The organism is Citrobacter freundii complex sp. CFNIH4, from assembly GCF_002934505.1.
GTDB lineage: Bacteria > Pseudomonadota > Gammaproteobacteria > Enterobacterales > Enterobacteriaceae > Citrobacter > Citrobacter freundii.
Window position 1 is genome coordinate 3,452,315 of sequence record NZ_CP026231.1, and the last position, 22,473, is coordinate 3,474,787.

The window sequence follows — 22,473 nt, forward strand, 5'->3', positions numbered from 1 at the left end:
AAATAAAGCTAATTTGGCCTGATGGTTTTCTGGTGTATTCCAAATAGCAGCCAGGTAGCATATTCTCATTACCGGAAGGAGATATCCTTTAAATAAACCTGACATGAGAGATAAGATATGAGTGTTGGATGTTCGCTTAATGATAGAAATAACAATCCTGTAAATTTTTTTCCTCCCATTTTAAGAGATGCCGTGGAGGAGATAGAAAGAGAACTACAGGCTCCGGTAGAACTCATTGAAACAGTTGTTCTGGCTGCTGTATCACTGGCATGCCAGGGGGTAATAAAAATACAACATCCAGACGGGAGAGTGAGCCCTTGCCCAATGTATTACACCGTTATTGCTGACTCTGGAGAGAGAAAAAGTGCCGTATTTAAATTAGTCACACAACCATTTTTTGATTTTGAAAAGGAATCACGTCAAAAATATACGTTATTAATGCTGGATTACAATGCAGAACTTCAGTCATGGAAAAGTCAGGAGAAAGCACTATTGAAAGTGATTAGTAAAAAAACCGAGAAAGGAATTGATGTTGAATACGATACTCAGAGCATGAAAGAGCTTTACCGAAAAAAACCGCAACCACCCGCATTGCATAAGTTGATCTACAGTGATACGACACCAGAAGCGCTACAGCAGGGACTCTGCAGTCATGTGCCTTCATCGAGTCTTATGTCGGATGAGGCCGGTATTTTCTTCAAAGGACGTGCAAAGAATAACCTGGGATTTTTAAACCTTTTATGGGATGGAGCTCCGTTTGATATAGAACGAAAAAGTGGCAGGTGTAGTATGGATGAATGTATGTTTACAATGTTATTAATGATTCAGTCCAGTGAGTTTAAAAAATATATCAAACTTCAGGGGGATTATGCAGTAGGCTCAGGGTTTCTGTCCCGTTTTATGATAACCGGAGTAACTTCAAAAAGAGGTCACCGCAGCTCTGTTAAGAATAACAGTAAAAGTAACACCATCAGGTTTCATGACAGAATAAAGGAACTACTGCTGCTTTCTGAAGAGAGGTACAAAAATAATAAAAAGCATAAATATCTATACTTATCCGAAGAGGCTCAGTCAGCACTCGGTTTAGTATATAAACATATTGAATCACGTATACTTAAAGACAGAGAGAAACATCCTGTTGTAGAAGGCATGTTGTCTAAGATGCCTGAAAATATTGTCAGACTGGCTGGGGTTTTTCATCTTTTTAGTGATGAGCACGGAAATGAAATATCTGAAAGAACCATTCAGGCAGGTGCGAAAACAGCGTATTTTTATTATCAACAGGCTCTTGATGCTATCTCATCATGCTCAGATTCAATAGAGCATAACGCTGATATATTGTACAAATGGTTATTAAAATACAAGGATCCTGATGTTAATTACCCTCAAATATTAAACACTCCCACCATTCTGAATAAAATGATAGTAAGGAGAAAAGGCCCATATGCTCTAAGAAACTCAAGAAAACTTAACGATGCGCTAGCTTATCTGGAAGAAGATGAGAAAATAAGAATTGAAAAAATTAAAAATAGTAATGGCAGCACCAGCGAAATAATACATATCCATCGTCATTGATGTCAACTGCACTGCTATCAGTTGCTACCAGTAGCAACTGATAGCAGTGATTAAGATATGTTGAATATTTCAAATGGAGTGGCAATAAATTGATATATATGATGTTTTTGAAAATATATAAAAACTTTTTTTATAAAAATATTATTTTCAGGGATGGTGTTCCAGGCGGGAAAAACATCAGTTATCACTGTCACCTCCGGACATTATCATATTAATTTTATACTATTCTAAGTTTGCAAAGAAAAATAATGCCCTTCCCTGGTCAAGTGTTAAGCATACTTGTGAATACATGAGATATGGAAGGGCATTGGAGATGCAAAAAGTTATTTTTAAATCAATTAATTAACGCTTATTCTTATTTCGAATAAATTTATCATAATTGTCCCGCAGGTCGTCCAATAACCATTTATCGATTCTATTACGTAATGTGTTTTCCCTTTTTATTGGATCTCCCTTCCATTTTTCGGAATTGTGTTCTCCATCAAGTTTTACAACGAGTGGGATAATGGTATCAATGAATTGCCTCTTGCTTTCCCAACCACCTTCAGGGGAATGATCGGACAGCGCTGAAGATATATATGGCTTTAGATAATCGAGATCTTTTAATTTTTTCTTTCCGCCAAGGCTTGATGCTGATTTTCTTTTAATTCTATCAAACCTTTCATTTAATCTAAGCCAATCACCAGTCTTTGCTTTATCATTTCTGTCTGCGGCGTAGGTGATATAAAGTAGTGCATAAAGTAAAAACTCGCAACTATCTTTTTTATTGCCATTTGATAAAATATACTCACTCCAGTAAAAATCCTTAAACCCCATAAAAAGATAATGTAACCAGAAGTTTTCATCCACTAATTTGATAATTCCAGAAATTCGACCGTCAAACATTTCTTTCTGTATACTGGCCCGAGCCTCAGCGTAAGTTTTTTTATAGACATACGGTTTTGGCACAATAATTCCATTAACATCATTAAATTCCTGTAGTAAACGGAAATTATCTGGATGGGATTCATCAACAATTCTCTCCGGCAGTACCTCCTCGATGGTCTTAAATTCCTCAATAACCTCATAAGCTTTTTCACGCATTGTTATCAGTTCATCGTATTGGACTGAACCTTTCAGCTTTGTTACTAACGCTTCAAGCTTCTCTTCAAAAGCCTTGCGTATGTCTTGATATATTTCATCCAAAGAATCGCAACTCACATTATCCATAAAAAGTAAAGCCCCCTGAAGTGATTTAACTGCTCATTTACTTAAGGCCTATTGTAGCCTGGCATTTGTTGGCAACATAGTCCCTGTCTAAAACGCAAAAAAGGTATTGATTATGTCTCAAAGTAACTCAACACAGCAGACAGTAAAGTATGTAAATCCAGCTAAAATGCTCAGGATCAAAGATGTCATGGAAAAGCTAGGCATCGCTCGTGCGACCATCTATGACTGGTTAAACACCAAATCACCACGATATGATCCAACTTTTCCCATCCAACGTCGCCTGGGCACTAAATCAGTTGGCTGGCTGGAGTCAGAACTGGACGACTGGATAAATAATCGCCCGATGTCAATCTGATATTGTAGCTGTAATGCTAATACCATCTATTCAATATTTATTGCTGTTGCCAGATCAACTCATGTCAGCATATAGGTAAGTTAACGATATATAAAAAATCGCTATTAATTCATGATCCATCCTGAATGATGATACTTATAATATCCGAAGGTGATTTTTCTTCGCACAGTTATATTTTAAAGGTAAAGTTTAGAAAAAAATCAGTCTAAACTTCAAACAACTCCAGATATTGTATATTTACCGAAAGAGAATTAATAATGAAAGAACATGCATCAGTATTTAATCATAAAAATAATAATCACATGTCAGATACAGACCTCACAAAAGATCGCCTCGTTAATATGGCCTTTATTACTGCTTACACTGGATTAACAGACAAATGGTTTTATAAACTCATCAAGGACGGTGAATTCCCGAAGCCGATTAAATTGGGCCGTAGCTCCCGCTGGACTGAAAGTGAAGTAAAGACATGGTTAAAACAGCGTATGGAAAAATCAAGAGGAAACTAACCATGCATGCAAAACGTAGAGGCAGAAAAAGCGTATTACGCTTCCATCGGGAACAAGGATCTGGCAGCCTGAACTCCCGAACTTAACTCACTCCAGGAAAACCGGGGCGGTTCAGGCGTGTTTTTTCAAAGACCAGACGGATGACATCGGCTTCCAGTCGCTGACGAGCCTGAACAACGGCGCTGGGTGCCACAAAGGGACGTTTACCAGGCAGAAGAATATCAAGGTGTGAGACTATCTGGTTCATGGACAGGGAACGAAACAATGCCATTCCGGTCACGGCCCAGACCATCATCTCCATCGGAAGCCGACGTTTGCGAATAGTGACGATACCTGTATCGGCGAGGCATTCATCAATGAGTTCAGGTGAAAGCAGTTCAGAAAGCGCAGAAAACGCCTCCGGTGTAAAATTATGAACGGTGTTGAGTACCTGACTGAGAAGCATAAAAAAATCCGGAAACGAATGAACATTTCCGGATTCTTACACAGCCACTGGATCGGTCAACCGATCCTTAACTGATCGGCATTACGCCGATAGTGGCGGGTTTCTTTTATGCGCTGGTCTTTGCGTCGCTTCCTGTGCCATACAGCACGATATTTGAGGTGTCTATCTCGCTTTCAAGCTGGCGTAAGTCGAAGGCACTTTGAAGTCTGAGCCAAAACTCAGGCGTACTGCCTAGCGCAGCAGATATTCGAATGGCAAGTGCGGGAGTTAATGCAGTTTTTCCAGCCAGAAGGCGAGATACGGTTGCTGGCGTAACCCCAATATTGAGAGCAAATCGACAACCGCTAATCCCCATATCAGCTAAATCCCTGGCGATCATCTCTCCGGGGTGGGAGATTTTAAACTGTCTCATCAATGATAATCCTCATAGTTCAGAAGGTTCGTGGATGACGGCGCGCTGCCGCTGGATAATAACCGGTGCGAACGGGCGATCCGGCAGGTGGTGATGGGGCGGAATACGTGGCTGTTCGCCGGATCGTTGCAGGCGGGGCATCGTGCTGCTGCCATCATGAGCCTGCTGGAAACAGCGCGGCTGAACGGCGTGGAGCCGTATGGCTGGCTGAAATCGGTGCTGGAGCGCCTGCCTTCATTACCGCAGGAGAGGCTGCACGAACTGTTACCCTTCGCGAAAAATCTCCTGATCGACTGACTGGAACTGTGGAATGCAGAACCGGTCACTGTCGTCAATGTGCGTTCACCGGAACGTTACATTCAATAGCCTGATCCTATTGTTTGAGAATTATTGATTACCATAATCAATAGGTATAAACAAAGAAAAGTGTTAAATAAATCGTTTATAACGATTATACATTTTGGCTAAATTTTATATATTATGTGTCAAAATATAATGTTTTTAGTCAATAATGATTCCGCGGTGGATTTTAGTAAAATTCTGGCGCGAAATGCAGTAGTGGGAAAAGCAGGTTCCGTTCAGTATCAGGGCTGAACTGACCAAGGGTGGGGGGCAAACACTGATGGTTACCTTCAGCATTATTAATCTCATCTAGGATGCAACGGTTATTTTGCACACTTCTGACAGAGGTTTTGGGATATTGATATCTTCTTCAGCCCCAACAGCTTGGATCCCGATGAACAACCCGGCCACTCTTGGCTGTGTCAACGGCAGCGTCATTGAAAGTCATTTTCTGGCCAGCCTGAAATGGCGCACCTACGCAGCTCTGACCAGAATAGGTGCTTTTAATGCATCGGCTAATGTTGATGTCACCTTCAAATAACCTAAGGGGCTATTAATGCTCACTACACCCAATATGCTGGCTGATGTATATTATGTTTTTCAACCCATGTTCGGTCGTGACGGAAATATTGTTGCCGTAGAGTGTCTGACCCGTCTAACGGACGCCCCCTTGCCCATGGAGGAATTTTTTCGTCAGATATCTGTCACACTACGCTCGCAGATCCTTCTGCAGCAGATTTCGCTTGTTGAAAAGCATCGGTCGTGGTTTCATCAGAATGATATTATTGCTACAGTGAATGTTGATGAATCAACATTACAGATACTGACTGATGACGCTATAATACAATGGGTAAGAAAAATCGGTTGTCTGCATTTTGAAATGAATGAGTTTTCTGAATCGCTGGTGAAATCCGGGTCAATCATTAACACTCTAAATAAAGAGTATTCACTCTGGATGGATGATTTCGGTGCAGGGTATGCAGGTTTTATGGCATTAGAAAATAATTCATTTCAAAATATAAAGATTAGTAAAAACCTTCTGTGGAATTTATCTGCGCAGAACGGCGGGCAGGACCTGATGTGTGCATTATTAAATTACTTCCATGTAAATAATTATAAAGTGGTCATTGAAGGTGTTGAGACTTTGCACTATGTTTCATGGTTAAAAGATATGCCATGGTTCGCTTTACAGGGATATCTGTGGCCAGAGAAAAGGATTGATGAACTTATCACGACACCACAGAGGGTAAAAACAGAAATTACACTATGAGTGTTAACTCTACTCCGTTTATAGTTCACTCCTGATCACAGAAGTAAACATGTTTATTAACGGAGCTTATGATGGTCGAATCTGGCCGTAGTAAACCGTGAATTTGTGCTCAAATTAAACAGGGAAGTAAGTTCGGAACATCTCGGAATAAAAGATCGGGTTGTGTGAGATATGCACTAGGATAAATATTTAAGAAATGTAGACCATACGTAGGATATACGGATGAAGAAAATAAAAATCTACACTGAAGATAATATTTCAGGAATGGCAATCCAGTTATTTATCAGCAGTATCAATAAAAATATTGATGTATTACCTTTCTCTGAAAGTTGTAACTTTAAAATAGAGAATCACACCAGCAGTATAATTTTTTTTAATTTAGCAAAAGATAACTTGTCCTGCTATGAGAAGATCAAGTTTATCAATAATAATTTATTGAATCCTGTTGATTCTGTACCTGTATTCATAGTTGATAATGTTCAGTCCTTTCCATATTATCGACTAATCCTCTTTTCAAAAATAATTGTTATAGATCTTAAATCTCCGCTTTCAGATTATCAAAAAATACTTGACGGAGTATATCATCGATATATTTACATTCATACTTTAACACAAAGGGAATTAATTATTTTCGACTTAATATCCAGCGAATATGATTGTAAAAAAATATCTTCAATTTTAGATGTTAATTTTAAGACAGTATATTCTCATAGGTTGAAAATCGTAAGTAAACTTAAATTAAAAAACACACATGACTTATATAATTTTATGGTCAAGTTAAAAGCCGATGATGAATTAAATTTTGAATAAAAATCTATCTCAATATGACTTTATTCCAGACGACGAGACCACATGCAAAATGTAACAAGGCTTCGTCATTTTTGCCCTTCTTTTCCCATCGGGTCAGATCCGGCGAAAGTAGTTCTTTAGGCAACCCGACGATGTAATTTAAAATCAGAGTGTTTGGCATTTTCTGCCCACACTGCCAATAATTCAACGCTGTCAGATTTGCGGACCATGCTCTGCTATCAATCCCCCGCATAGATTTATATCCGTCATCCGGTATCAACCCCACGGTGGAAGGATTAACGCGGAATAGGCAGGCGGCATCAGCGCCTGTTTCCTGCCCCGATGTGACAGGCGAGATAATCTCTTTCTGATTTTTTTAGATTATTCATGGGATTCCGTAACAAAAAAGCCAATGGGTAACTCCATTGGCTTTTTCGTCTGAACGCGGCTTAGTTGTACTCGATGGTAAAGGTGGCGGTCGATTTTATATTGCCGCCTTTAATTGTCGAGCCAGTGCGATAGTAACGCGCCTTCAGCGGCAACGTTAGCGTATTGGACTGGTTAGGAATGGTACGTCCGGCATTGACCGCATCACCATTCTTGATCGGCTGGGTCGTATTGCCAGTCAACAGCTGGATGGCAACGCCGGATGCGGTGTTGGCACCAGGTTCGGATTTGATCACGCCAGGAGCATTGGAAGCATCCTGCGTATAGTCAAAACGTACATTGACGATCCCTTGCCCCGCATTGCCCGGCAACAGATCCTCGCCAATGCCACCAACGCAATTAATATTGATATCAAATGCCTTTTCGCCCTGCGTTGAACCTACACCACCAAATGAGGCTGCGGTGACGGTATCCAGATTAACCACCTTGTTCTTGGAACCGCTGTCCACGTTACAAGTCGATGTAACGATTGTCAGACTGTTGGCGTCGACGATCGATTCCAGCATCGGTAAGTTCCGTCCAGAGCCATCCATATAATAAGTCGTGTACTTTCCAGGGACCAGTTGCCCAGAACCGGTTTGTGCGGCGGTTTTAACAATGTCGATCTTGAAATAACCACCGTTCAGGTTGACAGCAATGTTGCCGTTCAACCGCAAGGTATGGGGATAATAGGTACTTATACTCCCCGCTTCTCGGTATAAACGAATCCCGATACCTGGAATATTGGTACTCCACACATTGCTGAAGCTCGTCGGGCTGCCCTGGAGGATCTCCCCAATCGCGTTGCCGCCATTAGTACAACTGCCATACCTAGAGACCGGGTTAATCGTGAACTGAGCGGTGACCAAAGTATCCCCAACCTGGCTGCTTGGTGTAACCAGCACACGCCCAAGATTCATGTTGATCACTTGCGCCTTGTAGCCATTATTGACGTAACAGGCGGCATAAGCACTCTGACCACCTGCCATTAGCAGTCCGAGCAGCATCAGGCATTTCGCTGCCGTTTTATTCAGCGATGGAACACATGTATACTTTATCATTTGCAACTCGCTTCAATAATTTCGTAGTCAGTATTATTAATTTGCGCCTTAGCGCTGTAGCTGACAGAGCACTGCTGCGTTGGCTGTGTGCCCCACTTAATTTGCAACAAACCTTTCTGAGCTTCGGTACGCAAGTAGATACGGCTGCCCTGCCCAACAATGCCGACCACCTGATTACGGGTATCCAGCACTTCGGCGCCAAACGGCAACGCGTTGCCATCAGGGCCGAGTGCATGAATGATCAACGCCTGGCCTTTCGTTGTCTTGAATTCCAACCGGGCAATCGCACCGGCATAGGGTGCAACCTGTTGGCTGCTGCTTTCCAATTCAACGTCGCGCGACATGCCGCTCGGATCGAGCGTTACGCTCGTCATGCGATATGGCGCAACATAAGGAACCACTGCATAACCGTTATCATCGATACGAACGCCTGACGAGTTGGTCACAATCGCGCCGGCGGCGTCCGGGGCTTCCACCAACACCATGGTCTGCCCGCGTTGCGGTGTCAGTGTGACACCACCGCTATGGGCAACGACGCTACCCGATACGCCGATCGAAGATTGACGGTAATCTTTACCATAGCTGTAGGACCCGTTCATCGTGGCAAAACGACTACGGTATTCACCGCTCACACTACTGTTAGTCCCGCCGGAACGATCGTTGGCCAACGTGGCACTATAGCTGATGTTGTTGTCTTCGCCGGTTGAACCATTCAGGCCCACACGACTGCTGTCGTAGCCGTTGTCGGTATAGCCTAGTGAACTATTCAGGCTCAGGGTCTGCGAACCGACGCTGAATGGAACCGACAATGTCAGGTAATAACGAGTCTCATCTCGGTTATACATATCCGTGGTACGCATAGCGGAAAGGCCATAGGTCACACGACTGTAATAGTTGTTATAGCCCACCTGGTATTGCTTGGTGCTCCCACCACGGTTCCAGTAATCACGCACCGAACCGGTGATGTACAAGGAACCGTAATTGTCCCCCAGCCCTTGGTTCAGCGTCAGCTGGTATTCGCTACGCTGGCGGTTAACCGCATCTACGCTCAATCCCTTGCGTTCATTGTCTCGGGAGTAGACGGCATCCTGCAAAGATAGGTAGCCGGAAGTTGAATAGCGATAAGCGGCGATAGTGAAGTTGGTATTAGTTTCGGCCATCAGTTTGCTATAGCTGAGCTTATAACTCTGTCCTGTCTGATCACCTTGCTTCAGTCGGGTATTAGACTGCGTTACGTCGAACGTAAATGCGCCGATCGGTGTCGCAACCGCGCTGCCCACCAGCACTGCGCCATAGCCATCACTGACGATCCCACCTGTGTATCCCGTAATAATGTTGGTAAAACCGCGCTGATAAGTCGCCTGGAACATATCGGGTTCCTTGCTTAAATTATCATCGCGTACTCGACCCGCGGTTATTGCATAACGCTGAATGCCTGGACGAAGCATCTGCGCTACCGAAGCATAGGGAACACTGAACTGGCGTTTGCTGCCATCGGCCTCATTTATGGTAACATTCAGATCGCCGCCGTAACCCGTAGGATAGAGATCGTTGATGATAAACTCGCCCGGAGCAACGGTAGTTTGATAGATTAGCTGGTTATTCTGGCGTATTTCCACCAGAGCATTGCTTTGCGCGACCCCACGCACAACCGGCGCATACCCGTTCAAGGAATCAGGCAGCATGCGATCATCCGTGGCGATCTGAACACCGCGAAAACCTATGGAGTTGAAGAAATCACCGCTGGTGTAACTGTCACCCAATGTCAGCATGCCGCGGATAGACGGCATTGCCCGCTGCGCGTAAGTCGCGGTATTTTGCCAATGAGTGCTGTCGTTAGAACGCCAGTTCACGTTGGAGTCATGACGCAGTTGCCAACCAGCCACGTTCAGCCCGGCGTTCAAAGTTAAGTATGCATTAGTTGAATCAGAATTGCTGCCGTTGGCGGAGCTGTGAGTATTGAACGCATTGAAGTTATACAACAAGCTGCCGGCGGTAATGCCACGATCCCAGAAGCGCGGATCTACATAGCCGCGAGCGCTGCGCCGCAGCGCCGCTTGGGGGATACTGATATCCATGCGCAGTGTACTGGTGTCCAAACGGTAATAGGCTTCAGGCACCCACTGAGCCAGAGTTTTGCACGTCTCGGTATTAACCGCAGGGTCCCCGCTCATTGTCGCGGTGTCTACACCAAACTCATCCAACGACAGTAGGGTAAAGCAGGTATCAGCGCTGTTTTTTCCCGGCACGTTTTTAAAGTCGATGTTTTTTTTGCCTTTCCACTCGCCGTTCACATACACGTCGAGCGAATATTTTCCCGCTAAGATCGGGTTACCATCACGGAAGCGTGAAAGATCCACACCTTGCGCTTCCCCAACCAGGAAGCTACTGTTAAAGGTCGCTTCAACCGGTGCCGTAGGCTTTTTGCTATCAGCCCCTCCATTCGCCCAAGACGCTGCAGGGGCCGCCATACAGAGCGCGCTGCCGCTTAACAGTAGAATCGATTTATAATTGGGCCACGCCATTTTAATCGCTGCAGAGATAGGTAACTCTTTCATATAAAGCATTCCTTTACCAAATTAAGCCCGCTCTCTGAAATAAATTGTTCTGGGCCTGAAACTCTGTTCCAAGAATTACTTTTGCTTATTCTTAGTACGGGACACGCGTCCGCCAAAATCATTAATGGTGGTGTAAGCAATATCAGCAATACGCGTGATGTCACCGGAGAAGGACAATGTTTTTTCCTGCCCAGGTGCCAGCATGTCACCGTTCGGGGCCAATGGCACACGTTTTTGATTTACGACTGCATTAATCTCGGTAAATGACACATAGTACGGCGTTGGGTTTTTCACGCTGACGCCCGCAGTGCTGAAACGCCACTGCAGTTTTTCGGGTGCATCATTCGCTTCCCCCGGCAGACCAGTAGGCCGATATAACAGTTTTACGCGGGAACGGAATGCCACCTGTAAATAGTTTTCAGGTGCACTATTGTTAGCCCCGGTTGGTGCTGGCGGGATCTCCAGTACGTTCAACCAGAACAAGGATTCTTTGTCTTGCGGCAAACTCGCCGTGGTCAATGAAACACGCAGCGCTTGGCCGGTAGTCGGTTCAACACGGCTGATTGGCGGTGAAATGATAAATGGCGCTTTGCTGTTTTCTGGTGTGGTTTTTGCGTCGCCTTCATCAATCCAAGACTGAATAAGTGCCGGTGAAGCACCATTATTTGATAATTGGACGGTAACTTCCCGTTGCTTCCCCGGATAAATAATACGAGTACCGTTAATAATGACACTGGAAAAAACGCTGCTGCTGAACAACATGGCGCTCAGCAATAGGCTGTATTTTTTAAATGAGTTCTTCATTATATTATCGCTACAGTAAGGGAAAACGGTGGGGACATAACATCCCCACCGGGATAAGAATATTTCTTAAAGAAATATTACTTACTGATAAATAATGGTGTACTGGACGGTAGAAGTTACATCACCGGCGCCGGCAGCGCTGGTAGCGTAATATTCAGCGTAGTAGTTCAGGTCAGCAGAGTCACCTTCGTTAGCAACGGTAACCCACTGGGAGTTCTCCTGCGCGCCATTAGTACCAGCAGCAAGGATTGGCAGGAATTGGTTGTTGCTGCCCAGCAACTGAATCTGTACGTTAGTTGCAGCGTCAGTCTGCGCTTGGTTATTCAGACGGCCAGTATTGAAATCAACAGTAGCGCCCGGCTCGAAATAAGTAGCCACATTGCCTTTAGAGCAGTCGCTCAGATTGATCGCGAACGGAGTACGGCCAGCAGTTGCGCTCTGAGCTGCCAGAGTAGAGGCAGAAACAGTTGGCAGAGTTACGGTGAAATCTTTACCGCCTGGGGTGGATATAGTACAAGTTTGGTCAGTCACTCTACCATTGAAAGTAATAGTCCCGTCAGTAGCTTGAGCTGAGAAAGAAGAAATTGCAGCAGTGCTTACAGCCAATGCCAATACAGCAGACAGTTTAGAGATTTTCATATTTAGACTCTCGATGAATTAATACGCTTATAAAGTACATTCAGCGATGCTACTCCTTGTCAGGAATGAAGCACGATGAATCCATTGCTGGACAGAATATACTCTAAGTGTATTCAGAATGTTAAATCGTTTAAAACAATCGAAAACCACTCATTGTTAGGGAAGGGCTTTGTTGAATAAATCGAACTTTTGCTGAGTTGAAGGATCAGATCACGTATCTTCCCGACAACGCAGACCGTTCCGTGGCAAAGCAAAAGTTCAAAATCACCAACTGGCCCACCTACAATAAAGCCCTCATCAACCGTGGCTCCATAACTTTCTGGCTGGATGATGAAGCTATTCAGGCCTGGTATGAGTCAGCAACACCTTCTTCACGAGGCAGACCTCAGCGCTATTCTGACCTTGCCATCACGACTGTGCTGGTCATTAAACGCGTATTCAGGCTGACCCTGCGCGCTGCGCAGGGCTTTATTGATTCCATTTTTTCTCTGATGAACGTTCCGCTACGCTGCCCGGATTACAGCTGTGTCAGCAGGCGGGCAAAGTCGGTTAATGTCAGTTTCAAAACGCCCACCCGGGGTGAAATCGCACACCTGGTAATTGATTCCACCGGGCTGAAGGTCTTCGGTGAAGGCGAGTGGAAAGTCAAAAAGCATGGCCAGGAACGCCGCCGTATCTGGCGTAAGCTGCATCTCGCCGTTGACAGTAAAACACATGAAATCATCTGCGCTGACCTGTCGCTGAACAACGTTACGGACTCAGAGGCCTTCCCCGGGTTAATCCGGCAAACCCACCGGAAAATCAGGTCAGCCGCCGCCGATGGCGCTTACGATACCCGGCTATGTCACGATGAACTGCGGCGTAAGAAAATCAGCGCGCTTATCCCTCCCCGAAAAGGTGCGGGTTACTGGCCCGGTGAATATGCAGACCGTAACCGTGCAGTGGCTAATCAGCGAATGACCGGGAGTAATGCGCGGTGGAAATGGACAACAGATTACAACCGTCGCTCGATAGCGGAAACGGCGATGTACCGGGTAAAACAGCTGTTCGGGGGTTCACTGACACTGCGTGACTACGATGGTCAGGTTGCAGAGGCTATGGCCCTGGTACGAGCGCTGAACAAAATGACGAAAGCAGGTATGCCTGAAAGCGTGCGTATTGCCTGAAAACACAACCCGCTACGGGGGAGACTTACCCGAAATCTGATTTATTCAACAAAGCCTTAGGGAAGGTGCGAACAAGTTCCTGATATGAGATCATCATATTCATCCGGAGCGCATCCCAGAGGGACATCATGAGCCATCAACTCACCTTCGCCGATAGTGAATTCAGCACTAAGCGCCGTCAGACCCGAAAAGAGATTTTCCTCTCCCGCATGGAGCAGATTCTGCCATGGCAGAATATGACCGCTGTCATCGAGCCGTTTTATCCCAAGGCGGGCAATGGCCGACGGCCCTATCCGCTGGAGACCATGCTGCGTATTTACTGCATGCAGCATTGGTACAACCTGAGCGACGGTGCCATGGAAGATGCCCTGTACGAAATCGCCTCCATGCGCCTGTTTGCCCGATTATCCCTGGATAGCGCCCTGCCGGATCGCACCACCATCATGAATTTCCGCCACCTGCTCGAGCAGCATCAACTGGCCCGTCAATTGTTCAAGACCATCAATCGCTGGCTGGCCGAAGCAGGCGTCATGATGACCCAAGGCACTTTGGTGGATGCCACCATCATTGAGGCACCCAGCTCTACCAAGAACAAAGAGCAGCAACGCGATCCGGAGATGCATCAGACCAAGAAAGGCAATCAGTGGCACTTTGGCATGAAGGCCCACATTGGTGTCGATGCCAAGAGTGGCCTGACCCACAGCCTAGTTACCACCGCGGCCAACGAGCATGACCTCAATCAGCTGTGTAATCTGCTTCATGGAGAGGAGCAATTTGTCTCAGCCGATGCCGGCTACCAAGGAGCGCCACAGCGCGAGGAGCTGGCCGAGGTGGATGTTGACTGGCTGATCGCCGAGCGTCCCGGCAAGGTAAAAACCTTGAAGCAGCATCCGCGCAAGAACAAAACGGCCATCAACATCGAATACATGAAAGCCAGCATCCGTGCCAAGGTGGAGCACCCGTTTCGCATCATCAAGCGGCAGTTCGGCTTCGTGAAAGCCAGATACAAGGGGCTGCTGAAAAACGATAACCAACTGGCGATGTTATTCACCCTGGCCAACCTGTTTCGGGTGGACCAAATGATACGTCAGTGGGAGAGATCTCAGTAAAAACCGGAAATAACGCCAGAAATGGTGGAAAAAATAGCCTAAATAGGCTGATTCGATGTGTTTGCGGGAAAAAAATCGGCCCAGATCCGCGAAATTTTAATCAGCGAGTCAGCTTGGGAAGAAATGACCTGCTTATTCGCACCTTCCTTAGGGGGGGGGCCTATCAAGAAATGACTATTGATTGGAATTGCAATAGCAAAAATAGGAACAATCTGCTTTTAAACAAGATTAATCGTCCTGTATTTTGCGAAAATACATAAAGGTAAGAATAATATTCCAATATTTTACATTTAGCAACATGTTTAAATGTTTCGACTTTATCACGAATTGCACGTTAAATGGTCTGCCAACACGCTTCGTAAGTAACGCCTAGTGAACTCACATCTTCAAATTTTTTCAGCCCTGTAGCATCGTGGTTATGTTTATTCCCTAAGACAAAAAGCATGCCCCCACACCACCACGTAAAAAATTCAGCATGTCCGTAACTGGTACGTCAGAGGCCTTGCCCTGATTCATATTGTCTCCTGTAAGGTCTTCTCGCCCCTTCGCCTGCCGGATAACGACTTGTCTGCCACTCTGCCACCGGCGCTGCCGGAGGGAATGAAAGCCGAAGCGGGCTGGACGGCGGGCAACGGGAAGCGGAACGCGGTGAAGCTGGTACGGGAGTAGAGCAGGATGACAGAGCTGGAAACACAGTTGCTGAGCGCATTAGAGCAGTTACCCGGTCACTACCCCTAACCGTATCGGGGCTCTGTACGCTATCGAATCGGAGATCCGCGGCAGTCCGGCAGAAGAGCGACTGACCGCCAGGAAAGCCAGAAACATGCCGTTGATGCAGTCACTGTACGACTGGATACAGCAGCAGATGGGCATGCTGTCGCGTCACTCAGATACGGCGAAAGCGTTCACATACCTGCTGAAACAATGGGATGCCCTGAACGAATACTGTCGCAATGGCTGGGTGGAGATAGACAATAATCTGTGTGAAAACGCCCTCCGGGTGGTTGCGCTGGGGCGGCGTAACTATATGTTATTCGGTTCTGATGGTGGTGGCGACAGTGCAGCAGTGATGTACAGCCTGATCGGTAGCTGTAAACTTAACGGCATTGAGCCGGAGGCCTGGCTGCGGCACGTGGTCAGCGTCATCAATACATGGCCTGCCAACCGCGTGAAAGAACTGTTGCCCTGGAACGTAACTCTCTCTGTAAACTAATTTTTACCCCACGTCCTTCACGGTGCGCTTACGCTTCAGCTTCCATTTGTTCAGAAACTCGCTGATATGGCGATCAACCGTCGTCTGATGCAAGTAAAGTCTGAGCAATCATGGCTGAACTCCAGCCCTCGGAGGTCAGAAGAATGGCTTTAATACGATCGCAAACGCGCTTATCACGACTGGAGCCATGAAGACGTTCAAGTTCAGCTTTTTACTGGTCAGTGATAAAGATTTTTATGGTGAACGGCATGATCCCCTCTTGCTTGAAAATCAAGCATCTTCAATGATCACGGGTATATACCCTACAGATTGAAATTGAGCATAAATTAATAAAAATATTTACAGATCCAGATGTATAATAAAATATTTTCAGGAAGAAATGATGTCGTTTATTAACACCCCGTTTATTGCTGTTAAATTTACTGTTCTGGTTTCAGTTTTTACGTTCATTTTGTGGTGTTTTATGCCTGTCCAGACGTTGATTCATCTTGTTCAGGAAGGAGAGTTCATTGAGAGTCTGACATTGTATTTTTATGCTATTGCTCTGATAGTTATAACTCTATCCCCTTCATTCGCAGGTAGAAAATGGACCCGGTGGTCAGTCATTTGTGTATTATTTACAATGATGGCTCGTGAATCTGATTTGCATAAATCGATTAATGGAATGAGTATGCTTAAACTCCGTTTCTGGACCGGTGAACTGCCCTGGCAGGATAAAATTATGGCACTGGTGATTTTGCTGCCGATTGTTCTGGCCTGTTTACATATTTTATCCTGCCACGGGCGTAGGGTCTGGTCGGCGGCAAAAGCACATGAAGGGTACGCAATCACTGTTGTGACTTTTATTTTACTTATCATCGTGACTAATATTATTGATCGCTCCCTTGGTATTCTGAAAGAAGTCTTAGGCTGGCATGGCCCTGCATGGCTGATTGCACTGCAGACTTCTCAGGAAGAGTTTCTTGAGCTTTCTTTGCCTCTTCTGGTACTGATGGCTGTTTTTCAGTATCGCCGTGGTTCCTTGCATTTTCATTAAACTGTTCCATTTTCAGACGACTCAGCAGTACTTCAAGTTCATGCATCACAGCAATCCCTCATAGGCACTTAGCATACTCACCTGCTGTCATAGAAGGGCATGGTGCGCCGGGACGGTTTGCCAGCCAGATAATGCTGAACACAGCCGGTGTGGCGCCACCAGCACTCATCATCCAGTGATGATCCGTATCGAGACCGGCTGCCCGCACAGAGTCTCGGGAACACTGTAACGATTGCCGCCAACCTTGATATAGCTGTCCCAGGACACATGGCGGATGTCGAAGTAGCTGGTATCGAAGTCCGTATCCGGCAACGGCTGCAGATGCTCCTGTTCCAGCGCGAAGCGCTGCTCTGGTGTTTGTCTGAACTGGCGAAGCTCCCGTTTATCAGCAACATCAGCCATCCACTGCTCCAGTTGCTGGTTTACATGGGTGAAGCTGTCGAATCTGCTGTACCGGACGAAGAAGTTCTCCTTAAGATATTTCACCATCCGCTCCACTTTGCCTTTGGTTCTGGCTCTGCGCGGACGGCAGGCCCGTGGCAGGAAGCCATAGTGGTCGGCCAGCAACAGGAACCCGGAGTTGAACACCACCTTTCCGTTGTTATTCTTCATTACTGCAGCTTTCTGGTTATCAACCAGCACGGTTTTCACACTGCCACCGAAGTACCGGAAGGCGCGGACCAGCGACTCATAGGTGTGTTCAGCATCCTGTTTTGGTGCCGCGAAGACATGGAAGCGACGGGAGAACCCCAGCATATTTACCGCGAAGTTAACTTTGCATCGCTGTCCTGCAACCTCCACTTCGATTTCGCCCCAGTCGTGCTGCAACTGGTATCGTCATCTGGCACTGGGTGTGGCAGGCTGGATGCGTTATGTCAGCGGCACGGATGAGCTGCTGGCGATTGAATCCATTTTCGGTGACCACCTGACGAAGCAGCAGGGTTTTGTTGATGCGGTAAAACGTGCGTATCAGCGGTTACTTGATGCCGGTGCCCGTCAGGCCGTCGCCGCACTGTAATCCCGGAGATCTTATGAAACAGTTTCTTTGCGAAGACTTTTTACTGCACAATGACATCACCCGCCGTCTTTATCATGCGTATGCGGCGCAATCAGGCTCTACAATCGAAGAAAGAAGCTTTGGGGTAACCATTTTTTGGTCCCGAGGGTACTTTGTCGATACGGTAGGCCTAAATAAGAGAGTCGGTGAGTCTGGAGTTACAGGGGAAAATCAACTTACAGAAGCCACCTTCTTAGAAGGTGGTCTTTTACTTATTACGGTTCATAACACGCCGCAGCAGCCAGGTAAACCCCATTACCATGCTGAACAGAATAAACAGCAGCAGCACCCAGGTGACCGAGATTTTCAGCAGGGTACTTAGCGTCATACAGAGCTGAAGATACACGGTGAATGAGTGCTCTAACGGCTTTCCCAGTAGCGTCATGATGCCATCCGTCAGCCATACAATTACCCGACAAACCAACCAGATAATCGCTGGCCAGCAGAGCAAAACCAGAAAGGTGAAACGCTCTTGTATGTAATTTATTAGTTGGCGCAAAGGAGGCCAGTTAATCAGAATTTTCATTTATATTCTCATATTGCCAGCCGGTAACATGCATTATTCGTCAAAAGACGTTACCGGGTTAGCGTCCATACAGGTAATGCACCCTTATGTTTTTATCAAATTTGAATTAACTTAAACCAGTTCAAGTTAACAAAGTGTTAATGATGCTAAGAACCCATCCCAAAAGGGATTGTCAGGTAATAAATGATGGAAATTGCTGAGAGCAAAGTATGGCGGGCAACAAGTGGCAGATCAGCGATGAACTCTGGGAGAAAATGGCCCGACTCACCTTGGAACACAAAATTCAGCCCCCACTGTGTACGCATCGCAAGCGCGTTGATAATCGTGCGGCATGAATGCCATTTTCTTTATGTTCAGAAAGATTGCCAGTGGAATGATTTGAATGCTACAGGAATATGCTCGTCAAGCTCAGCCCACCGCCTCTTCCAGGAGTGGCGGGATGCCGGAGTATTTGAACGCTTCTGACAGAATGGACTGCTTGCCTGTGAGCAGTTGGATGCTATTGACTGGTCGTGGCTGTCGATGGATGGCAGCATGACCAAATCACCGCTGTCTGGCTAAAAAAAACAGGCCGAAACCCCACGGACCGCGGGAAACAGGGAGGAAGAGCAGCCTGATGACGGATGCGTACGGGCTGCCACTCGCTGTGGTTGTCGACGACATAAAGCTGGTCGCAGATACTCCCGACGGCAACAGCCGACGCATGTGTAACGGCCCAATCTGTGTGCCCTATGGCCTTTACCAGGATGCCAGCCACAGTACGGTCTGGAATGACACTACCGAAGTACAGTCCCAAATCTCCACAACGGGCAGCGCTCAGTCTCTGGTAGTGTATGGCGCTATTCCCGTCCAGAACTGGCCCAAGCCAGGGGATTATCAGGATACAGTGGTAGTGACACTCAGTTACTAGGGAGACGGCGACCCGGTTGGCGGTCATAATATTACCGATGTTGTGCGTTGGTAAGCGCCCCGTCCTGAACGTGGCGTAAGGATTATTTTACAGGAGAGAGGTTCCAGGGCAGCAGGTCGTGTACCCGGTTTGAGGGCCAGTTGTTGATTTTGCCGATCACCTCACGCAACCAGTTCTCCGGCTCCACACCGTTCAGCCTGCAGGTGCCGAGCAGACTGTAGATGATCGCCGCAGCCTCTCCACCGTTGTCAGAGCCGAAGAACAGATAATTTTTTCGCCCCACGGCCACTGAGCGTAGCGCGTTTTCACCGATGTTATTGTCGATTTCCACCTGACCGTTGCGGCAGTATTCGTTCAGCCCATCCCACTGTTTCAGCAGGTACGCGAACGCCTTTGCCATCTCAGCGTGAACCGTAACGTTCCGGTGAACTCATATTTTCATAATTATTTCAGCAGGTAATATCAGCGCCATCTTTAACTGATGAAGGATGCTTGCTGATGAAACAGCGATGGTTCATTGAACAGAAAAAACAACATGTTGCCAGCTGGCGGGCCAGTGGTCTTACCCGCCAGCAATACTGTGAACTTCACGACATTCCCTTCACTTCCTTTCGTGAATGGCCCCAGGATGTCGCAAAGGCTGAACGACGTGCCAGCGAACCTGCGGTACTGCCTGTTCATATCACCGAAGCATCACCACCTGCTGGATCCTTTTCACCTGCAGTGAATGAACCCGTTACGCTCTTTCTGCCCGGTGGAATACGCATGTGCTGCCATCCTTCACAGCTGAACGATGTCTTCAGGGCGCTCAAATATGCTGATGCCTGAAAATGTCTTCCTCGCCGTGAAGCCCGTGGATATGCGACGTGGCATCGACACGCTGACGCAGTATGTCCAGGATGAGCTCAAATCGTCGTGGCACGAAGGCGCCGCCTTCGTCTTCACCAATAAAGCCCGTTCGCGCATCAAGGTGCTGCGCTGGGATAAACACGGCGTCTGGTTGTGCGTTCGCCGTCTGCATAAAGGCCACTTTCGCTGGCCCCGGGCAAATGAGGCCGCCTGGACCCTCACGCCCGATGAGTTCAGCTGGCTTGTCAGCGGTGTTGACTGGCAACAGGTAAAAGGCCACGACCTCACAAAATGGGTCTTCCGGGATACATCCGGAACCGCATCAAAAACCACCATAACTTTATGAAGAATAATGATTATCCATGCCGGGTGCGATATAATTACCCGCATGGATATCTCCCTTCTCTCCACCACAAACGATATTGAACAGCTTCGTACTCTGGCGCTTGCCATGGTGCAAAACGCCGTGTCTGAGAATGCTGAAAAAGAAGAAAAACTTCGCCAGCAGAATACCACTCTACAGCAACGTATCCTTCTGCTGGAAGAGGCGCTGAAGCTGGCACGCCAGCAGCGCTTCGGGAAAAAGAGCGAAACACTGGCCGGCATGCAGCGCTCCCTGTTCGAAGAGGATATGGATGCGGATATCGCGGCTGTTGAAGCGCAACTGGACACGCTGCTTCCTGCCGAAGAAAAAGCCGCTCCGGAACGTCCGGCGCGAAAACCGCTACCGGCCCATCTTCCGCGGGTCATAAAAACAATCGAACCGGCCTCAACCGAAAGCTGTCCTGACTGCCAGGGTGCGCTGCGCCACATCCGCGATGAAGTGAGCGAAAAGCTGGAATATATCCCGGCCCGCGTCGTGGTTAACCGGTACGTTCGCCCGCAGTATGGCTGCACCTGCTGCCAGCGGGTGGTCAGCGGTGATATGCCTGCGCACATTGTCCCGAAAGGTGTGGCAGAGCCGTCACTCATCGCCCAGCTGGTGATCAGCAAACACTGCGACCATATGCCCCTGTACCGCCAGCAGCCGGTTCTGGCCCGTTCAGATATCCATCTGCCCGTCAGCACGATGGCAGATATGGTCGGCCGTGCGGGGGCGGTGCTGACGCCACTGGCGGAATCACTGCACCGGATACTGCTGACTTGTGATGTGCTTCATGCCGATGAAACGCCTTTGCAAATCCTGGACACGAAAAAAGGCGGTAAAGCCCGTTCCGGCTATCTGTGGACTTACGTCAGCGGTGAAAAAAGTGGTCCGTCTGTCGTCTGCTTCGACAGTCAACCAGGGCGGAGCAGCAAGTACGCGGCGGAATACCTGAAAGGCTGGGCCGGAAACCTGGTAGTTGACGGGTATCCGGCGTATGAAACCCTGGTCGGGCAGAACAAAGGGCTCATGCTGACAGGTTGCCGGGCACATGCCCGCAGAAACTTCGCCGACCTTTATAAAGCTAACAAGGATCCGCGGGCGGCGATGGCGGTCCGGCAGATAGCCGGGCTATACCGGCTGGAAAAGAAGATCCGACACCGGCCAGTGGAAAAGATCCGCCAGTGGCGGCAGCGTTATGCGCGACCCGTGCTGGAAAAACTGTGGCAGTGGCTTGAGCAGCAGAAGGATGCGTGCCCGGAGAGCTCCGCGCTGGGTAAAGCAATCACGTATGCACTCAAACGACGGGTGACGCTCAGCCGCTTCCTGGAGGATGGCGCGTTGCCGCTGGACAACAATCGTTGTGAGAGGGCGATACGACCGGTGGTCATGGGACGTTCAAACTGGCTCTTCGCAGGTTCGGCTGCGGCGGGTGAGCGTGCAGCGAAAATAATGAGTCTGCTGGAAACTGCGAAGATGAACGGTCTTGATCCCCATGCCTGGCTGACGGATGTGCTGCAACGGCTACCGGGCTGGCCGGAAGAGGAGCTGGACGCGTTGCTGCCGCTGCCGGGGTTCGCCTTCGGGGGCGAAGGAGCCTGACAGGAAGCGCCCGATATCCGCACTAAGGACTTGCGCCCCTGACAACGTAAACAGCAACAACCCGCGTCCCACGTAGCTTTAGAGCCACAATACAACTGACTCAGTTCCTGCGCCACAATCGCGAAACAGCTGAACTCAGCACTTCACCACCTGACGAACGTTCCCCGGAGAAATCTGCGATCGGCTTCACAGGACCTATCAATATGAGTTCACCGGAACGTTACGAAAAATCAGGCTGTGCAGGACA

The 22,473-nt window shown here is 47.5% G+C and carries 20 protein-coding genes and 9 pseudogenes; 17 read left to right on the forward strand and 12 right to left on the reverse strand.

Annotated features, from left to right (window positions below):
- The first annotated feature begins 117 nt into the window (after positions 1-117).
- Positions 118-1,575 carry a YfjI family protein gene (locus C2U41_RS17605; protein WP_014837274.1) on the forward strand — a complete coding sequence of 486 codons (1,458 nt, stop codon included), beginning with the start codon at positions 118-120 and terminating at the stop codon, positions 1,573-1,575.
- A 342-nt stretch (positions 1,576-1,917) separates the two neighbouring features.
- On the opposite strand, the gene C2U41_RS17610 is transcribed toward C2U41_RS17605, so the two are convergent.
- The gene (locus tag C2U41_RS17610) at positions 1,918-2,784 is read right to left on the reverse strand and encodes a hypothetical protein (protein ID WP_044350485.1); all 867 of its coding nucleotides are present in this window, start codon (positions 2,782-2,784) and stop codon (positions 1,918-1,920) included.
- A gap of 112 nt (positions 2,785-2,896) precedes the next feature.
- Between C2U41_RS17610 and C2U41_RS17615 the strand changes: the two genes are divergently transcribed.
- Positions 2,897-3,139, forward strand: a complete 243-nt coding sequence (locus C2U41_RS17615; protein WP_044350487.1) for a helix-turn-helix transcriptional regulator — start codon at positions 2,897-2,899, stop codon at positions 3,137-3,139.
- Positions 3,140-3,441: 302 nt separating this feature from the next.
- On the forward strand, positions 3,442-3,648 hold the full coding sequence (locus C2U41_RS17620; protein WP_047725194.1) for a helix-turn-helix transcriptional regulator: 207 nt from the start codon (positions 3,442-3,444) through the stop codon (positions 3,646-3,648).
- A 118-nt stretch (positions 3,649-3,766) separates the two neighbouring features.
- On the opposite strand, the pseudogene C2U41_RS17625 reads toward C2U41_RS17620, so the two are convergent.
- Both C2U41_RS17625 and C2U41_RS17630 read right to left on the reverse strand, forming a co-directional pair.
- Positions 3,767-4,093: pseudogene (locus tag C2U41_RS17625) on the reverse strand (transposase domain-containing protein); the annotation flags it as partial.
- Positions 4,094-4,199: 106 nt separating this feature from the next.
- Positions 4,200-4,505, reverse strand: a complete 306-nt coding sequence (locus C2U41_RS17630) for a HigA family addiction module antitoxin (RefSeq protein WP_042933968.1) — start codon at positions 4,503-4,505, stop codon at positions 4,200-4,202.
- 24 nt (positions 4,506-4,529) lie between these two features.
- Between C2U41_RS17630 and C2U41_RS17635 the strand changes: the two are divergent.
- The 4 genes and pseudogenes from C2U41_RS17635 to C2U41_RS17650 all read left to right on the forward strand — a co-directional run.
- Positions 4,530-4,802, forward strand: a pseudogene (locus C2U41_RS17635) (transposase domain-containing protein); the annotation flags it as partial.
- A gap of 439 nt (positions 4,803-5,241) precedes the next feature.
- Positions 5,242-5,388, forward strand: a complete 147-nt coding sequence (locus tag C2U41_RS29770) for a hypothetical protein (RefSeq protein WP_014837269.1) — start codon at positions 5,242-5,244, stop codon at positions 5,386-5,388.
- Positions 5,389-5,403: 15 nt separating this feature from the next.
- A complete protein-coding gene (locus C2U41_RS17645) occupies positions 5,404-6,117 on the forward strand; it encodes an EAL domain-containing protein (RefSeq protein WP_042933967.1) in 714 nt (237 codons plus the stop codon).
- 222 nt (positions 6,118-6,339) lie between these two features.
- Positions 6,340-6,927 (forward strand): LuxR C-terminal-related transcriptional regulator, encoded by a 588-nt coding sequence (locus tag C2U41_RS17650; RefSeq protein ID WP_047683733.1) that lies wholly within the window; start codon positions 6,340-6,342, stop codon positions 6,925-6,927.
- 4 nt (positions 6,928-6,931) lie between these two features.
- Here C2U41_RS17650 and C2U41_RS30180 read toward each other — a convergent pair.
- The 5 genes and pseudogenes from C2U41_RS30180 to C2U41_RS17675 form a co-directional block, all read right to left on the reverse strand.
- Positions 6,932-7,024: pseudogene (locus tag C2U41_RS30180) on the reverse strand (IS5/IS1182 family transposase); the annotation flags it as partial.
- A gap of 331 nt (positions 7,025-7,355) precedes the next feature.
- Positions 7,356-8,393, reverse strand: a complete 1,038-nt coding sequence (locus C2U41_RS17660) for a fimbrial protein (protein WP_042933965.1) — start codon at positions 8,391-8,393, stop codon at positions 7,356-7,358.
- On the reverse strand, positions 8,390-10,951 hold the full coding sequence (locus tag C2U41_RS17665; protein ID WP_103849238.1) for a fimbria/pilus outer membrane usher protein: 2,562 nt from the start codon (positions 10,949-10,951) through the stop codon (positions 8,390-8,392). Before C2U41_RS17665 ends, C2U41_RS17660 begins: the two co-directional genes overlap by 4 nt.
- 75 nt (positions 10,952-11,026) lie before the next feature.
- A complete protein-coding gene (locus C2U41_RS17670) occupies positions 11,027-11,755 on the reverse strand; it encodes a fimbrial biogenesis chaperone (RefSeq protein ID WP_042933963.1) in 729 nt (242 codons plus the stop codon).
- Positions 11,756-11,836: 81 nt separating this feature from the next.
- Positions 11,837-12,394, reverse strand: coding sequence for a fimbrial protein (locus tag C2U41_RS17675; protein WP_044349215.1), 558 nt, complete (start codon positions 12,392-12,394; stop codon positions 11,837-11,839).
- A 242-nt stretch (positions 12,395-12,636) separates the two neighbouring features.
- Here C2U41_RS17675 and C2U41_RS17685 point away from each other — a divergent pair, with 242 nt between their 5' ends.
- The 4 genes and pseudogenes from C2U41_RS17685 to C2U41_RS17705 all read left to right on the forward strand — a co-directional run.
- Positions 12,637-13,560 carry an IS5-like element IS903B family transposase gene (locus tag C2U41_RS17685; RefSeq protein WP_001118619.1) on the forward strand — a complete coding sequence of 308 codons (924 nt, stop codon included), beginning with the start codon at positions 12,637-12,639 and terminating at the stop codon, positions 13,558-13,560.
- 128 nt (positions 13,561-13,688) lie between these two features.
- Positions 13,689-14,669 (forward strand): IS5-like element ISKpn26 family transposase, encoded by a 981-nt coding sequence (locus C2U41_RS17690; protein ID WP_032170067.1) that lies wholly within the window; start codon positions 13,689-13,691, stop codon positions 14,667-14,669.
- A 675-nt stretch (positions 14,670-15,344) separates the two neighbouring features.
- Positions 15,345-15,407, forward strand: a complete 63-nt coding sequence (locus C2U41_RS30185) for an MbeD/MobD family mobilization/exclusion protein (RefSeq protein ID WP_071846184.1) — start codon at positions 15,345-15,347, stop codon at positions 15,405-15,407.
- A gap of 1 nt (position 15,408) precedes the next feature.
- A pseudogene (locus tag C2U41_RS17705) lies at positions 15,409-15,882 on the forward strand (IS66 family transposase); the annotation flags it as partial.
- 33 nt (positions 15,883-15,915) lie between these two features.
- Here C2U41_RS17705 and C2U41_RS17710 read toward each other — a convergent pair.
- Positions 15,916-16,120 (reverse strand): annotated as a pseudogene (locus C2U41_RS17710) (IS630 family transposase); the annotation flags it as partial.
- A gap of 141 nt (positions 16,121-16,261) precedes the next feature.
- Here C2U41_RS17710 and C2U41_RS17715 point away from each other — a divergent pair.
- Positions 16,262-16,918 carry a hypothetical protein gene (locus C2U41_RS17715; RefSeq protein WP_125295935.1) on the forward strand — a complete coding sequence of 219 codons (657 nt, stop codon included), beginning with the start codon at positions 16,262-16,264 and terminating at the stop codon, positions 16,916-16,918.
- An 87-nt stretch (positions 16,919-17,005) separates the two neighbouring features.
- Here C2U41_RS17715 and istA read toward each other — a convergent pair.
- Positions 17,006-17,752 (reverse strand): annotated as a pseudogene (istA, locus tag C2U41_RS17720) (IS21 family transposase); the annotation flags it as partial.
- On the opposite strand from istA, the pseudogene C2U41_RS17725 reads away from it, so the two are divergent.
- Positions 17,751-17,936 (forward strand): annotated as a pseudogene (locus C2U41_RS17725) (fructuronate reductase); the annotation flags it as partial. The pseudogenes istA and C2U41_RS17725 sit on opposite strands and share 2 nt — an antisense overlap.
- 247 nt (positions 17,937-18,183) lie before the next feature.
- On the opposite strand, the gene C2U41_RS17730 reads toward C2U41_RS17725, so the two are convergent.
- Positions 18,184-18,501, reverse strand: coding sequence for a hypothetical protein (locus tag C2U41_RS17730; RefSeq protein ID WP_014837258.1), 318 nt, complete (start codon positions 18,499-18,501; stop codon positions 18,184-18,186).
- Positions 18,502-18,710: 209 nt separating this feature from the next.
- On the opposite strand from C2U41_RS17730, the pseudogene C2U41_RS17735 reads away from it, so the two are divergent.
- Positions 18,711-19,411, forward strand: a pseudogene (locus tag C2U41_RS17735) (IS5 family transposase).
- Positions 19,412-19,493: 82 nt separating this feature from the next.
- Here C2U41_RS17735 and C2U41_RS17740 read toward each other — a convergent pair.
- Positions 19,494-19,823: pseudogene (locus tag C2U41_RS17740) on the reverse strand (IS66 family transposase); the annotation flags it as partial.
- Between the two features lie 83 nt (positions 19,824-19,906).
- Here C2U41_RS17740 and tnpA point away from each other — a divergent pair.
- Genes tnpA through tnpC form a run of 3 tightly spaced genes read left to right on the forward strand, consistent with a single transcriptional unit; the run spans position 19,907 to position 22,226 of the window.
- On the forward strand, positions 19,907-20,239 hold the full coding sequence (gene tnpA / locus C2U41_RS17745) for an IS66 family insertion sequence element accessory protein TnpA (RefSeq protein ID WP_071886350.1): 333 nt from the start codon (positions 19,907-19,909) through the stop codon (positions 20,237-20,239).
- The gene (gene tnpB, locus C2U41_RS17750; RefSeq protein ID WP_014837255.1) at positions 20,226-20,606 is read left to right on the forward strand and encodes an IS66 family insertion sequence element accessory protein TnpB; all 381 of its coding nucleotides are present in this window, start codon (positions 20,226-20,228) and stop codon (positions 20,604-20,606) included. The genes tnpA and tnpB overlap by 14 nt, the downstream gene beginning before the upstream one ends.
- A gap of 42 nt (positions 20,607-20,648) precedes the next feature.
- Complete coding sequence (gene tnpC, locus C2U41_RS17755) at positions 20,649-22,226, forward strand: IS66 family transposase (protein ID WP_042934256.1); 1,578 nt, start codon at positions 20,649-20,651, stop codon at positions 22,224-22,226.
- Positions 22,227-22,473 lie beyond the last annotated feature (247 nt).

Excerpts from the sequence above, each read along its gene's own strand:
- C2U41_RS17665 (WP_103849238.1), bottom strand. The coding sequence starts at position 10,951 with ATGAAAGAGTTACCTATCTCTGCAGCGATTAAAATGGCGTGGCCCAAT.
- C2U41_RS17675 (WP_044349215.1), bottom strand. The coding sequence starts at position 12,394 with ATGAAAATCTCTAAACTGTCTGCTGTATTGGCATTGGCTGTAAGCACT.
- C2U41_RS17730 (WP_014837258.1), bottom strand. The coding sequence starts at position 18,501 with ATGAAAATTCTGATTAACTGGCCTCCTTTGCGCCAACTAATAAATTAC.
- tnpC (WP_042934256.1), top strand. The coding sequence starts at position 20,649 with ATGGATATCTCCCTTCTCTCCACCACAAACGATATTGAACAGCTTCGT.
- C2U41_RS17610 (WP_044350485.1), bottom strand. The coding sequence starts at position 2,784 with ATGGATAATGTGAGTTGCGATTCTTTGGATGAAATATATCAAGACATA.
- C2U41_RS17605 (WP_014837274.1), top strand. The coding sequence starts at position 118 with ATGAGTGTTGGATGTTCGCTTAATGATAGAAATAACAATCCTGTAAAT.
- C2U41_RS17620 (WP_047725194.1), top strand. The coding sequence starts at position 3,442 with ATGTCAGATACAGACCTCACAAAAGATCGCCTCGTTAATATGGCCTTT.
- C2U41_RS17670 (WP_042933963.1), bottom strand. The coding sequence starts at position 11,755 with ATGAAGAACTCATTTAAAAAATACAGCCTATTGCTGAGCGCCATGTTG.
- C2U41_RS17660 (WP_042933965.1), bottom strand. The coding sequence starts at position 8,393 with ATGATAAAGTATACATGTGTTCCATCGCTGAATAAAACGGCAGCGAAA.
- C2U41_RS17690 (WP_032170067.1), top strand. The coding sequence starts at position 13,689 with ATGAGCCATCAACTCACCTTCGCCGATAGTGAATTCAGCACTAAGCGC.
- C2U41_RS17615 (WP_044350487.1), top strand. The coding sequence starts at position 2,897 with ATGTCTCAAAGTAACTCAACACAGCAGACAGTAAAGTATGTAAATCCA.
- tnpB (WP_014837255.1), top strand. The coding sequence starts at position 20,226 with ATGCTGATGCCTGAAAATGTCTTCCTCGCCGTGAAGCCCGTGGATATG.
- C2U41_RS17630 (WP_042933968.1), bottom strand. The coding sequence starts at position 4,505 with ATGAGACAGTTTAAAATCTCCCACCCCGGAGAGATGATCGCCAGGGAT.
- C2U41_RS29770 (WP_014837269.1), top strand. The coding sequence starts at position 5,242 with ATGAACAACCCGGCCACTCTTGGCTGTGTCAACGGCAGCGTCATTGAA.
- C2U41_RS17650 (WP_047683733.1), top strand. The coding sequence starts at position 6,340 with ATGAAGAAAATAAAAATCTACACTGAAGATAATATTTCAGGAATGGCA.
- C2U41_RS17715 (WP_125295935.1), top strand. The coding sequence starts at position 16,262 with ATGATGTCGTTTATTAACACCCCGTTTATTGCTGTTAAATTTACTGTT.
- C2U41_RS17645 (WP_042933967.1), top strand. The coding sequence starts at position 5,404 with ATGCTCACTACACCCAATATGCTGGCTGATGTATATTATGTTTTTCAA.